The sequence below is a fragment of the Novosphingobium sp. genome (assembly GCF_040398825.1).
Lineage (GTDB): Bacteria > Pseudomonadota > Alphaproteobacteria > Sphingomonadales > Sphingomonadaceae > Novosphingobium.
In genome coordinates this window covers 15,778-29,336 of the sequence record NZ_JBBATI010000044.1, presented here as the reverse complement: position 1 = coordinate 29,336, position 13,559 = coordinate 15,778, and the positions used below count along the sequence as shown (strand labels likewise).

12 protein-coding genes are annotated in these 13,559 nt (G+C 63.5%); 1 reads left to right on the top strand and 11 read right to left on the bottom strand.

The window, feature by feature from the left end; all coding sequences use genetic code 11:
* Positions 1–1,033: 1,033 nt before the first annotated feature.
* The 4 genes from ABWP89_RS16715 to ABWP89_RS16700 all read right to left on the bottom strand — a co-directional run bounded on the left by ABWP89_RS16715 (position 1,034) and on the right by ABWP89_RS16700 (position 3,076).
* The gene (locus ABWP89_RS16715; protein WP_353230723.1) at positions 1,034–2,176 is read right to left on the bottom strand and encodes a glutathionylspermidine synthase family protein; all 1,143 of its coding nucleotides are present in this window, start codon (positions 2,174–2,176) and stop codon (positions 1,034–1,036) included.
* A gap of 6 nt (positions 2,177–2,182) precedes the next feature.
* The gene (locus ABWP89_RS16710; RefSeq protein ID WP_353230722.1) at positions 2,183–2,557 is read right to left on the bottom strand and encodes a hypothetical protein; all 375 of its coding nucleotides are present in this window, start codon (positions 2,555–2,557) and stop codon (positions 2,183–2,185) included.
* Positions 2,558–2,667: 110 nt separating this feature from the next.
* A complete protein-coding gene (locus ABWP89_RS16705; RefSeq protein ID WP_353230720.1) occupies positions 2,668–2,892 on the bottom strand; it encodes a hypothetical protein in 225 nt (74 codons plus the stop codon).
* Between the two features lie 31 nt (positions 2,893–2,923).
* The gene (locus tag ABWP89_RS16700; RefSeq protein ID WP_353230719.1) at positions 2,924–3,076 is read right to left on the bottom strand and encodes a hypothetical protein; all 153 of its coding nucleotides are present in this window, start codon (positions 3,074–3,076) and stop codon (positions 2,924–2,926) included.
* Between ABWP89_RS16700 and mazG the strand changes: the two genes are divergently transcribed.
* Complete coding sequence (mazG, locus tag ABWP89_RS16695; protein ID WP_353230717.1) at positions 3,069–3,836, top strand: nucleoside triphosphate pyrophosphohydrolase; 768 nt, start codon at positions 3,069–3,071, stop codon at positions 3,834–3,836. The genes ABWP89_RS16700 and mazG overlap by 8 nt on opposite strands.
* A 3-nt stretch (positions 3,837–3,839) precedes the next feature.
* Here mazG and hflX read toward each other — a convergent pair whose 3' ends face one another.
* From hflX to dusB, 7 genes are all read right to left on the bottom strand, one after another.
* The gene (gene hflX / locus ABWP89_RS16690) at positions 3,840–5,180 is read right to left on the bottom strand and encodes a GTPase HflX (protein ID WP_353230716.1); all 1,341 of its coding nucleotides are present in this window, start codon (positions 5,178–5,180) and stop codon (positions 3,840–3,842) included.
* 28 nt (positions 5,181–5,208) lie between these two features.
* Positions 5,209–5,808 (bottom strand): RNA chaperone Hfq, encoded by a 600-nt coding sequence (gene hfq / locus ABWP89_RS16685; RefSeq protein WP_353230715.1) that lies wholly within the window; start codon positions 5,806–5,808, stop codon positions 5,209–5,211.
* Between the two features lie 213 nt (positions 5,809–6,021).
* Complete coding sequence (gene ntrX, locus ABWP89_RS16680) at positions 6,022–7,413, bottom strand: nitrogen assimilation response regulator NtrX (protein WP_353230713.1); 1,392 nt, start codon at positions 7,411–7,413, stop codon at positions 6,022–6,024.
* 31 nt (positions 7,414–7,444) lie between these two features.
* Positions 7,445–9,703 carry a sensor histidine kinase gene (locus ABWP89_RS16675; RefSeq protein ID WP_353230711.1) on the bottom strand — a complete coding sequence of 753 codons (2,259 nt, stop codon included), beginning with the start codon at positions 9,701–9,703 and terminating at the stop codon, positions 7,445–7,447.
* 179 nt (positions 9,704–9,882) lie between these two features.
* Positions 9,883–11,370: a sigma-54-dependent transcriptional regulator gene (locus ABWP89_RS16670; protein ID WP_353230710.1), complete on the bottom strand. Its 1,488-nt coding sequence runs from the start codon at positions 11,368–11,370 to the stop codon at positions 9,883–9,885.
* On the bottom strand, positions 11,367–12,530 hold the full coding sequence (locus ABWP89_RS16665; protein WP_353230709.1) for a two-component system sensor histidine kinase NtrB: 1,164 nt from the start codon (positions 12,528–12,530) through the stop codon (positions 11,367–11,369). Before ABWP89_RS16665 ends, ABWP89_RS16670 begins: the two co-directional genes overlap by 4 nt.
* The gene (gene dusB, locus ABWP89_RS16660; protein WP_353230707.1) at positions 12,517–13,545 is read right to left on the bottom strand and encodes a tRNA dihydrouridine synthase DusB; all 1,029 of its coding nucleotides are present in this window, start codon (positions 13,543–13,545) and stop codon (positions 12,517–12,519) included. Before dusB ends, ABWP89_RS16665 begins: the two co-directional genes overlap by 14 nt.
* Positions 13,546–13,559 lie beyond the last annotated feature (14 nt).

The window sequence follows — 13,559 nt, the reverse complement described above, 5'->3', positions numbered from 1 at the left end:
AGGTGGTCCCCTTTTGCACGCCGATAGTGGGTCCCGTTTGGACGCCGATTGACAGTGCAGCGGGTGATGGCACTGACGTGAGGGAGCCCACTGCAGAGCAGCGGGTCCAAGGGCGCGCCATCGCAAGATCAGCGCACCAGCAGGGGCTACGCTGCACAATCCGGAGGGTTACGCGCAGCCCCTGATGCATCGCCGCATGTGTCATTTCTAAATAGCGGAATTTGTGCCTTCTCTAACTTGCAGGAACACGGATTGTAAGCTCCAAATAGAAATGACACACCTCCGCTACATATCCACTTCCGAGCAAGCTTGGCACGATACTCAAATGAAATTATTCGAAATTCACGAAAAACAAGTTATCATGGTGACGAAGCAGTCTTGATGCGGAAAAGGATCCAATGCGAAAGCGCATGATATTTTGTCTCGCTTGCCGTTTTCATGTTCGGGGCACTGGATTATCCTGCGGCCGCGCTGGCTCATCAGCCGCCGCACATGAGCGCCAAGATCAAGGCTCTTACCCGAAAGGACGACGCGCTTGACGACCGCTGCCGGGCCCCGAGCGGGGATGCAAACGATCGTAATTGCCTTGAACGCGGCCGCATACTCTTGAAACTGAAGCGCCTTGGCTGGTGCTGGGACTCTGAGAAGATGGACCCGATTGAGGCGGATAACCACTGGATGCGTTGTTCTGACGCTCACAAAGTTCCGTAACATTCAAAAATTTCATTTGATCGGGATTTCATCGAGCGCCCGTGCAACCGCGTATCTATCGGCAGAATCTCGAAAGTTTTTCTTGGGTCTTATGACATAATAAGAATAGCCCGCTGCGAGGCTGGCCGCATCGGATCCAACCCGCTGAGCCAACGCAAATTTAAGCAGCAACGTCACCCTGGTCGAGAAAGCGCAGCAGGCGATGGAACTGGTGCGCACGGGCTACGGCTGAACTACAGCCGGACCTACTACGGCGCCTATTGCCGCGATCCCGAGGGCAACAAGCTGTGTTTTGTCCACGGCATGGGGTGAAGGCGCGCGATCAGCCGATCACATGCGGGACAAACCGGTCGGTGTTGCCGGTGATGCGCCCGCCTTCGCGGATGCCGACGCCGGCACACGTGCCATCGACCATCCAGCTGCCGATCACCGGAAACTGCCCTGCATAGTCGGGCAAATCGAGAAATTCCTGATAGATCGCCGGCCCGGTATAGCGTCCGTCGGTCGCTGCCACGACCTGCCCGTCGCGCACGATCGACACATTGGCACCTTCGCGTCCCAGCATCGGTTTGATCACATAATCGCGCCCGCGTGGCGGCGGGTTCCAGCTGGCGCCCAGCAGGTTGGGGTGATCTGGGTACAGCTGCCACAACAGCGGCAGGATCGCTTTGTTGCTCCACAGCATTTTCCAGATCGGTTCGATCCACAGCGTGCCGCGCGGGTCATGGGCGATGTTGCGGCCAAACGGTTCGGCGGTCAGCCATTCCCACGGATAGAGTTTGTACAGCGTGGCGATCGGCCGATCCGCGACATCGAAAAAGCCGCCATTCGCGCCGTCGCCCCAACCGATGTCGGGCATGGCCAACCGCTCAACCTGCAAGCCCGCCTCGCGCGCGATGTCCATCATATAGGCGGTTGTCAGCGTGTCTTCACCGGCAGAATCCGCGACATGCGCAAAATGGACCAGTGCGCCGGGCAGAGCGGGCGCAATGGTGCGCCAGCGATCGACCAGCGCCTCATGAATGCGGTTGTACTGGTCCGATTGGGGCAGCACGTCCTCTTTCCAGAACCACTGCACCAGCGCGGCTTCGACCAGAGAGGTCGGCGTATCGCAATTGTATTTAAACAGGCGCGGCACGCCATCGCGATCGAGCCCGAGATCGAACCGGCAGTAATTGAGCGCCGGCGGCTCCGCCTCCCACGCATCCCGGATCAGCGGCACGCACCAGTCCGGGATGCCGAAGCGCGCAAACAGGTTCTGCGCGATCACCGCCTCCCCCGCAGCGATGAACATCTGGTGCAGTTCTTCGCTGGCGGCGGCGATGCGGTCGGTTTCCGCCTCGGTCAGCGTGTAATAGGTGCCTTCGGCCCAATAAGGCAGGCCAACGGCGCTGTGCCAGATGAACCCGAGCGATTCAACTTCGGCCTGCCAGTCGGCCCGCGCGGCAATGGTGTGGCGTTGCATCGGTGCCTATTCACCCGCGCCGTGGCCGAACCCGCCGAAATGGCCAAACCCGCCGCGCGCAATGCCCTCTGCCGGTGCGGAAAACACTCTGCCGACAGTGCTGGTACTGCTGCTGTGCGCCGGCGTGGTCATGATCGGGCCGGATACGATCTGACCCACGGCAGGCGCCGACATCGACCGGCTGATGAACACCCAGCCGGCGTGCGATCCAAATGAACCGCCATAGTGGCTGTTTTGCTGGCAGGCCACGTCGGGCAAGCGGCGTCCCTGCGCATCGGTGCAGACCTGCCATTGGCCATCGTCCTGTGACGAACACCCGGTCATCGTCGCCGCCAGACCAATCAGTGTCAGCAACCGGTTGCGGTCTGGTTTCCCATACATGGCGTCGCCCCCTGCTCCAGCCTGCGCCGCACGATGGCGCCGCGGCGTTGAAACTTCGTTACGGGTTAGGCGAAAGTGGGGTCAACAGGCAATGACGGCGCGATCGGCGATCAATGCGCGCTGGTGGGGTTGCCAGCATTGTGCTGCGCCAGAAAATGGGCCGGCACCCGCAGGGCGCTGCGCGCCTCATCGATCTTGGCGGCGGCAATATCCAGATTTTCGTGGTCGAGCAGCGTGACCGCGCGATCGAGCAGGTCGAGCGCCAGCGCCACCACCCGCCGGCGTTCGGCCATGCGATCAGTGGTGTGGACTTCGTGCAGGCTGCCGGTGCCCATGGTTGACCTCCCGTTGTTCTCTCACCATGGTTCATGGCGCCGGTTTGCGCTGGTTTTCGAGCGCAATCGCCACCAAAATGGGTTTGGAACGATCTTTCGTGCCCATTTTGGCGAAGCCGGTGGGCGCGCAACCTGCGGCCAGACCACGCCGTGCAACCAATTGCCAGGGACCGACGATGACCATGACACCCGATCCGCTGGACCGCCTGCTGGCGATCATGGCCCGGTTGCGCGATCCGCAAACGGGCTGCGAATGGGATCTGGCGCAGGATTTCACCACAATCGCACCCTATACCATCGAAGAAGCCTATGAGGTTGCCGATGCGATCGCGCGCGCCGATATGGCGGCCCTGCGCGAAGAACTGGGCGATCTGCTGTTGCAGGTGGTGTTCCACAGCCGCATGGCCGAAGAGGCCGGGCATTTCACATTTGCCGATGTTGCCGACGCGATCTCCGCCAAGATGGAGGCACGCCATCCGCATATCTTTGGCGGAGAGGATGAGGCGGGCCAGTCACGCCAGGAACGCTGGGAAAATGCCAAGGCGGCCGAACGCGCGGTCAAGGGCGCGGCCGGCGCGCTGGACGGCGTGGCGATCGCCCTGCCCGCGCTGATGCGCGCGGAAAAATTGCAGAAACGCGCTGCTCGCGTCGGTTTTGACTGGCCCGATCCGGCCGGCCCTGCGGCCAAGCTGGTTGAGGAAACCGCTGAACTGGCCAATGCCGCAACGGATGAACACCGCGTGGAAGAGGCGGGCGACCTGCTGTTCGCCGCGGTCAACCTGGTGCGCGCCTATGGCATCGCACCCGAAGACGCGCTTGCCCGCGGCAATGCCAAATTTGAACGCCGGTTTCGCGCGATGGAGGAACTCGCCGGTGGGTCCCTCGCCGGGCTGGACCTCGATGCCCAGGAAGCGTTGTGGCAGGCAGTAAAGGCCGGCGAATAAGCCTTAAAGGCTGTAAAACCGGCCCAGTTCGCGCGGAGTCAGCCGCACGCGGATGCGGGATGCCGGCAACCCTTGCGCATCCTCGCCCGGGCGTTCCGACAGCACATCGCCGTGCGCGTGCAGCCACGCCAGTTTCTGCCCTTCGCCCGCCGGAATGGTCAGGTCGAGCGTCTGCGCACCATCGGTCAGCAACACCCCCAGGCGTTCGACCAGCGCGGCCACGCCTTCGCCGGTTACCGCCGAAATTGGCACCGAGGGTCGGTCGGGCAGATCGTGCGCGACCAGATCGTCGCGCATCAGACGGTCATCGGGGGACAGCAGGTCAATCTTGTTCCACGCTTCGATGATCGGCACGCTGATGCCATCTTCGTCGATCACGCCCAGGTCGGCCAGAATCGCCTCCACCTCACGCTTTTGTTCGGCGCTGGCGGGATTGGCGACATCGCGCACATGCACGATCGCGTCGGCGCCGGTCACTTCCTCCAGCGTGGCGCGGAATGCCGCTACCAGCTGCGTCGGCAGGTCGGAGATAAACCCGACCGTATCGGACAGGATCGCCTTGTCCACACCGGGCAGGCGGATGGCGCGCATGGTGGGATCGAGCGTGGCAAACAGCAGGTCTTCGGCCATGACCGTCGCCCCGGTCAGCCGGTTGAACAGCGTCGATTTGCCGGCATTGGTATAACCGACCAGCGCGATCACCGGCCACGGTGCGCGCTGGCGCCGTTCGCGATGCAGCCCGCGCGTGCGGCGCACTTGTTCCAGTTCGCGGCGGATGCGCGCCATGCGGCCACGAATCAGGCGACGGTCGGCCTCGATCTGGGTTTCACCAGGACCGCCCAGAAAGCCGAAGCCGCCGCGCTGGCGTTCAAGATGGGTCCACGATCGCACCAGCCGCCCGGCCTGATAATCCAGATGCGCCAGTTCAACCTGCAGCCGCCCTTCGGCGGTGGCCGCGCGTTCGCCAAAGATTTCCAGAATCAGCCCGGTGCGGTCGATGACCTTGCGGCCCAGCCGCTCTTCCAGATTGCGCTGCTGGATCGCCGACAGCGCGCCATCAACGACCACCAGATCGGCGCCCGACTGGTTGCAGGCAACACCGATCTTTTCCACCTGCCCTTCACCAAACAGCGTGGCGGGGCGTACCACCCGGATCGGCAGAGCAAAGGCATCGGCCACCACCAGCCCGATCGCCTGCGCCAGCCCGCACGCCTCTTCCAGCCGGGCTTCGGCGTCGAGCCCGTGCTTTTTTCGCAAATCAGGCAGCACCACCACCGCCAGTGCGCCGCGGGTAACCTCACCCTTCAGATCGTCGGGATTGCGCCCGAATTCAAATCCGGTCATGCCGCCGGCACCCGCGGTTCAAACGGCATCAGGCGCTTTCACCGTCCCAATCGCCCGACAGATCGACATGGCCGGCCGGCTGAATGGTCGAAACCGCGTGTTTGTAGGCCAGCTGCACATAGCCTTCGCGTTCCAGCAGCATGCAGAACAGGTCATAGGCGGCGACTTTGCCCTGCAGCATCACGCCATTGACCAGGAACATGGTGACCTGTACCCCGGCATCGCGCACGCTGGACAGGAACACGTCCTGCAACAGGCGCTTGCGGTTGTTTTCATCACCGCCCGCCTGGAAATGCGCCACCGACAGCTGCTGCCCCGGCATGATCGTGCTGATCGCGTGTTTGTACACCAGTTGCGATTGGCCATCACGGCGCAGCAGGATCGAAAAATTATCAAACCAGGTGACGATGCCCTGCAGTTTGACACCCTTGACCAGGAACATGGTGACAGGAATCTTGTTTTTGCGCAGATGGTTGAGGAACACGTCCTGCAGGTTTTGACCCTTCAGTCCAGAAAGACTGGCGGCGCCGGTGGCTGGGGTGGTGGTTGCCACAGGGGCCTGTGCCGCATCCAGTTCGTCTTCAGCCTTGGCTGAGCGGGGGCGGGCCGTGAGTGTGCGTCCGGTCATCTGCGCTATATCCTTTTTGTATTGGCTATGTCCCCTTGGTGGGGACTTTCGCGATCTGGCCTGGCGCAGGCCGGGTGCATGACCCGGACCGGCACCGTGCCGCTATCAATTGCTGTATAGGGCGGGAGCCCCCCCTTCGTAAACTGTGAAGTGGTAACGGATCCACCTTTTGCAAGGTCTGCCAACCGCAAGGGTTGCGCAAACCCGCACCGGTCAGCCCGCTTCTTCCTCCTCCTCTTCACGGCGTTCGACCATGCCCAGCAATTTCAGTTTGCGGTGCAGGGCCGATCGTTCCATCCCGATAAAGCTCGCGGTCTTGGAAATGTTCCCGGAAAAGCGCCGGATCTGCACACGCAGGTATTCGCGTTCGAAATTTTCGCGCGCCTCCCGCAAGGGCACGCCCATCAGCGATGCGGCGCCACTGTCGTTGGCCAGCGGGATGCTGACGATCTCGGCGGGCAGCATGTCGGCTTCGATGCGCGCCAGCCGTCCGCGCGGCGCCAGGATCATCGTGCGTTCCACCACATTGCGCAACTGGCGCACATTGCCCGGCCAGTCATAGCTTTGCAGCGCGGCCATCGCCTCTGACGCCACGCCCGGCGCGGCCAGCCCCTGTTCGCTGGCAAACCGCGCAAAGAAATGGTCGATCAGCGCCGGAATATCATCGCGCCGGTCGCACAACGACGGGATCGCCACCGGCACGACATTCAGCCGATAGAACAAGTCTTCACGAAATCGCCGTTCGGAAATTTCGGCTTCGAGCGGACGCGAACTGGATGACACAACGCGCACATCGACGCGAATCTGGCGATGACCGCCCGCGCGCACAAACGCCTGTTCGGTCAGCACGCGCAGGATGCGCGCCTGGCTTGATGCCGGCATATCCGCCACTTCATCCAGGAACAGCGTGCCGCCATCGGCCATTTCCAGCAGGCCGGCGCGCACCAGCTTGCCATCGGCCTCTTCGCCAAACAGTTCCTGTTCAAACCGTTCGGGCGTGATCCGCGCCGAATTGACCGTGACAAACGGATTGTCGGCGCGCGTGCTCCAGTTGTGCAACAGCCGTGCGGCAACCTCTTTGCCCGATCCGGCCGGGCCGGTGATCAGCACGCGGCTGCCGGTGTGCGCCACCCGTTTCAGCGTGGCGCGCACCGCGTTGATCGCCGACGAATTGCCGGTGAATTCATCCGACATCACGAAATCGCGGCGCAACCGGGCATTTTCGCGGCGCAGGCGTTCTGTTTCTGTCGCGCGTTCGACCAGCAACAGCAGGCGTTCGGCCTCAAACGGCTTTTCGATGAAATCCATCGCGCCGCGCGCAATTGCCGATACCGCGGTGTCGATATTGCCATGGCCGGAAAAGATCACCACCGGCAATTCGGGTTCGCGTTTCTTGATTTCGTCGAGCACTTCCAGCCCGTCCATCGGACTGCCGTGCAACCACACATCGAGCAGCACCAGGCTGGGCCGGCGTTCGTCGATGGCGGCCAGCGCGGCCACGCTGTCGCCCGCCACGCGGCAGGAATAACCCTCGTCGCTCAGCACACCGGCGACCAGTTCGCGGATGTCGCGCTCATCATCGACGATCAGAATATCCAAAGCCATTGCAACAGGATCCTTTAGCGCACTGCCAGTCTTATGATGTTGATTGGGTTGACGGGGTCAGCCGGCCCATATCGGGGGCATCGGCCTGGGTGGCCAGCGGCGCGCGCGCAAACCGCATGACCATGCGCGTGCCGCCGCCCGGCGCCGGGGCAAAATCCATTTCGCCATCGTGTTCTTCAACGATCTTGTTGACGATCGCCAGGCCCAGCCCGGTGCCCTTTTCGCGGGTGGTGACATAGGGTTCCAGAATGCGGTCACGCTCTGCCGGCAGGCCGATGCCATTGTCCACCACGCTGACCGTGATCGATTGCGCATCGCTGTCGATGGTGACCGCGATCCGCCCCTTGTAATCAATATCTTCCACCCGGGCGCGCGCATCGATCGCCTCGACCGCGTTTTTCAGCACGTTGGTCATCGCCTGGCCAAACTGGTGACGGTCGGCCGCGAACGGTTCGCTGGTCGGGCCGTCATAGCTGAACGCGACCGCGCCATGTGCGATTTCCTGCAAAAAGATCGCCTGGCGCACCAGTTCGCCCGCATCCTCGTTGCGGAACACCGGTTTGGGCAGGCGCGCAAACGACGAAAATTCATCGACCATACGGCGCAGATCGCCCACCTGGCGGATGATGGTCGCGGTCAGTTCCTCAAACAATTCGGGATCGGTGACGATTTGTTTGCGATAGCGCCGTTTCAGCCGTTCGGTGGCCAGCTGGATCGGGGTCAGCGGGTTTTTGATTTCGTGTGCGATCCGCCGCGCCACGTCGGACCAGGCGGCGCGGCGCTGATCGACCAATTGCCGCGTGATGTCTTCAAACGTGATGACATGGCCATTGGCATCCTGCGCGACCTTCACCGCCAGAGTCAGCAGATCGCCGCCCTTGGCATAATGGACAACCCCGCTGATTTCGCCGCTGATCACCAGGTTGTGCAATTGCGGGGATACTTCGGCCAGGGTCGCACCGGTGGTTGCGCCGGACCGGTCCTGCCCCGCATCATCGCCCAGCAGCTTTTGCGCGGAACTGTTGATCAGGCGGATCACCCCGCCACGATCGATGGAAATGATCCCGGCGGTAATCGATTCGATCACCGCCTCTATCAGCGAACGGCGCACATCCAGCTGGGCGTTGGCGCGCACCAGCGCCAGTGTCTGCGTTTCCAGCTGCGCGGTCATGCGGTTGAACGCGCGGGCAAGCATGCCGACCTCATCCGCCCCGCGCCCCGACGCCACGCGCATGGCAAAATTGCCGCTGCCGACTTTGCGCGCAGCCGATACCAGTTCGATCAATGGCGCAACCTGGCGGTCGGCCAGCCGCAGCGCCGCCCATACCGCCAGCATGACCAGCGCCAGCGATATGCCCAGCAGCGCCAGATTGAACCGCACCTGCAACGCCCGCGCGCGCCGCGTCAGCATGTCATAGGCGGCCACGACCGAATTGGCGCGTTTCCACTGGTTGTAGGCCAGCTGATCGGAATCGCGCGCGACATACAGGTACAGCCCGCGCGCCTGGTCGATGGCGGTGACCGCCTCGATCTTTTCGGCCGAGGCATTGACCACCACGCGTTCACCGCTCGCAATCCGTCGCAATTCATCGGCGGTCACGCGTTGGCGGTTGTCATTGCGGTTGGGGTCGACAATCGCTGCGGTGCGAAAATTGCCGTCCTCACCGCGTTCGATAATCGCCGACTGGTTCATTTTGCGGCTGATCACTTGCCACGTATAGCCTTCGGCAAATTCCGGGCTGGTGATCGGTTTGTCGGTCATGTAATCGCGCAAATCGGCGGCCATAGCCACGCCTTCGGTCCCGACATCGCGCAATTTGTCGGTGTAATAGCCCTTGGCCAGGCTGTTGGCGTTTTCCAGCAGCCCGCGTGAATTGTCGGAAAACCAGAATTCCACACCCGACTGGAACAGTAGCGAGGCAAAGATCGCCACCAGCAGCGTCGGCACCGCCGCGATCAGCGAAAACAACCACACCAGCCGCAGATGCAGCCGGCCATTGCTGCCCAGCACGGTGCGCCGCGCGCGCAATAGCGCCACGCGCCGGCCCACCAGCACGATCAGCGCCATTGCCGGTACCATTGTGCCGATCAGCAGGCTGGTGGTCAGTTTGGCCGGCAACAGCTGATCACCGGCGGTGTGTTGCGGGTTCAGCTGGTACCAGCTGACCGTCACCATCATGATCAGCCAGATCGCGGTGATCGTTTCCAGCACCAGCGTCACATTGGCGCGGCGCAACACCACGAGCAGCCGCCGCCACCACCGCGGCAGGGGCCGGGCCCTTGCTGGCATTGGCGCTGGCATTGGCGCTGGCATTGGCGCTGGCGTTCGCGCCGGCACAGGCGCGGCCATTGGCGTTGCATCACGTCGAGTCATAGTTGCTGATAGACAACACTACTGTTGCCCAAATGCAAGCCATTTTGCACGCGAACCCATCGGTGCAACCGCGTGCGGTCAGACTGCCCACCCGATCAGGGCTGGATGCCCAGTTCCGCCAACCGTTTGCGCAAGGTGTTGCGGTTGATACCCAGGATCTGTGCCGCGCGCAGCTGGTTACCGCCGGTCTGGTCAAGCACGTGGTGAAACAGCGGGCGTTCAAACGCTGCCAGCGCGTGATCATACAGCTGCCCCGGCACCGGCGGGTTTTGCGTCAGCCACTGCCCCAGCGTGCCCGCCCAGTCGCCGGCGATGCGGTCGCTGTGCGTACTGGCAGTGCGCGCCGGTTCATCACCGGGCCCGCGCGCCACACCCGCGCCGCGCGCGCCCGTGGCGGGATCGCTGGCCAGCAAGGGTTCTATCGTCGCGACATCGATCGACTCTTCGCGCGCCATCAGCGCCAGCCGATAGATCAGATTGCGCAATTCGCGCACGTTGCCGCGCCACGGCTGCGCCGCCAGCAGCGCCGCGCCCGCGGTGGTCAACTGCCGGCGGGGCAGGCCCTCGTTGGCGGCGCAGGCCAGGAAATGCCGCGACAGCGCGGGGATATCATCGGTGCGTTCGCGCAAAGGGGGCAGTTCGATCGGCACCACCGCCAGCCGGTAATACAGGTCTTCGCGAAACTGGCCGGCGGCGATCATCGGCAGCAGATCGCGGTTGGTGGCGGCGATAATCCGGCAATCCAGCGTGATTTCGTCCGCCCCGCCCACGCGGCGCACGCGGCCCGATTGCAGCGCGCGCAACAGCCGGGTCTGCGCCGCAATCGGCATGTCGCCGATTTCATCCAGAAACAGCGTGCCCCCGGCGGCCTGTTCAAATTTGCCCACCCGGCGCGCGATCGCCCCGGTAAAGGCGCCTTTTTCGTGCCCGAACAATTCGCTTTCGATCAGATCGTGCGGGATCGCCGCGGCGTTGACCGCCACAAACGGCCCGGTGCTGCGATTGCCGAGCTGGTGGATGGCCTCTGCCACCAGTTCCTTGCCAGTGCCGGATTCACCCAGGATCAGCACGGTCAGATCGTTGCGCAACACGCGCGTGATCATGCGATAGACCGCCTGCATGGCCGGGCTGCGCCCGACCAGTGGCAAACCCTGGGGCAATGGCTCTGCCACGTCGGCATCGCCTTCTCCACCTTGCGCCCCGGCCGCGCTGCGGGCGATCCCCTGCTGCACCCCGGCGTGGACCGCGGCGACCAGCTCATCCAGGTCAAACGGTTTGGGAAAGTATTCAAACGCGCCGGTGTCGCTGGCCCGCACCGCGGTATCAAGCGTGTTTTGCGCCGACAGGATGATCACCGGCAGATCGGGAAACCGCGCGCGCACAGCTGGCAGCGTGGCAATGCCATCACCATCGGCCAGCATGACATCGGTCAGCATCAGCGCATAGGCACCGGTTGCCAGCAGCCGGTCGCGGCCGGCCACGGTCTCGCTGCGTGCCACGGCAAACCCTTCGGCAGCGAGCGCGGCGGTGATGACGGTGGCGATCGACGCGTCGTCTTCAACCAGCAGGATCGACCGGTTCATGCGCGCATTCCCTGTTCAACGGGCCGGGGTACATTTGGCACCGTACCGGCGACCGGCAGATGCAGCCGGAAATGCGTAAGGCCGCGGACCTCGTCCCGGTCGTGGGTCACACGCCCGTTCATTTCACGCACCAGTTTCTGCACCAGCGCCAGCCCCAGGCCCTGTCCGCTTTTCTTGTTGGTCACAAACGGTTCGAATATATGGTCGCGCAGCGCCGGTGGCACGCCCGGGCCATTGTCGCTGACGCGCAGTTCGATCGGCAGGCGCAGCGATCCACCCCCCGGCCCCAGATGCACCAGAATGCCGCTGGCAAACCGTGACCGCACGATAATGCGCGGGCTTTCGACCGCTTCACAGGCGTCCCTGGCATTGGTCAGCAGGTTCAGCAGCACTTGCACCAGCGCATCGTGGTTGGCGGTGATCAGCGGCAGGCTGGGGTCGAATTCTTCGTCCACCACACAGCGGGCAACCGGTTGGCCGTGGCGGTTGCCGCCATGGCTGGCCGCCAGAATGGCCTGCGCATGGCGCACCGCTTCGTGCAGATTGCATGGCAGCGCCGGTTCCGGGTTGCGGCGGCCGAGCGATTGCATCTGGTCCACCAGCTTGGCAATGCGATCAACCTCGGTCGTGATCAGCCCGGTCAGCGTGCGATCGGCCGGAGCAATCCGGCGTTCCAGCAATTGTGCGGCGCCGCGAATCCCCGCCAGCGGGTTTTTGATTTCGTGCGCCAGGACATCGGGTGCGCGCAACACCGCGTCATCGGCGCCATCGTTGCCCGCCAGCCCCAGGCTCAGCGCCTCGACCCCGACCGGCTCTTCAAGCACCAGCATCTGCCAGCCGCGATAATGCAGCACCGGCGCGGTCATCACGTCGATCTGGCGGGCAGGCTGGTCAAATATCCGCACCTGTGATCCGCGCGCGACCAGATTGGCCTCCCGATCGGCCAGGCGATCGGCAATCAGCGCTTCTTCAAAGCGAAAGATGCTGTCGATCGATCGCCCTACCAGCCGGCTCGACCCCTGCCCCACCAGATGTTCGCCCGCCGCATTGACCGATGCCACGGTCAGCGCCGGGGTCAGCAGAAACACCGCCTGTGGCAGGCTGGCGACCAGCCACTTCGGATCGGGCGGGCCCGCTGTGGCAGGATCAGGCTGCGGCACGGCATTCGCCCGCCTGATCCAGACGGGTGTAGAATTCGGCCAGGCTGGCCAGCACCGCGTGGTGATCCTCGATAAAATTGACCCGGTTGCGAAATTCGGCCGATCCGGGCAGGCCTTTGGTATACCAGCCCAGGTGCTTGCGCGCCATGTGCACCCCGACCGTGGTGTCGTAGTGTTCCAGCATGTCGTGGTAATGTTCTACCAGCACCGCATGCTGATCGGCGATCGACGGGTCATCCAGCAATGTGCCGGTGTTCAGCCAGTGCATCATCTGCCCCAGCAGCCAGGGCCGGCCATAGGCGCCGCGCCCGATCATCACCCCATCGGCGCCGCTGTGGTCGATCGCGGTGGCGACATCGTCGATCGAACAGATATCGCCATTGACGATGACCGGGATCTGCACCGCCGCCTTTACCCGTGCGACAAACCGCCAGTCGGCCGAACCCTTGTACATCTGGTTGCGGGTGCGGCCGTGCACGGTGATCATCTGTGCGCCAAGATCCTGCGCGATCCGCGCCAGTTCCGGCGCGTTCAGGCTGTCGTGGCACCAGCCCATGCGCATTTTCACGGTCACCGGCACCGACACCGCCTTGATCGTCGCCGCGATCAGCCGTGACGCCAGTCCCAGATCGCGCATCAGCGCCGATCCGGCTTCGCCATTGACCACCTTGCGCACCGGGCAACCCATGTTGATGTCGATGATTGCCGCACCGCGATCCTCTGACAGCTTTGCCGCCTCACCCATCTGGTCGGGCTCGCAGCCGACCAGCTGCATCGATACCGGTTCTTCGATCGCATCCCACGCCCATTTCTGGATCGACTGGCGCGTGGCGCGGATCGCCGCCGGGCTGGCGATCATTTCGGTGACGTTGAGCCCCGAACCAAACCGCCGCACCATGCGCCGGAACGGCAGGTCTGACACCCCGGTCATCGGCGCCAGGATCACCGGGCACGCGATCTGCACCGGGCCGACCGCGATCGGGGCCAGTGCGGGGGGAATGGGGGTCGTGCTCATAAATGGTGCGCCCA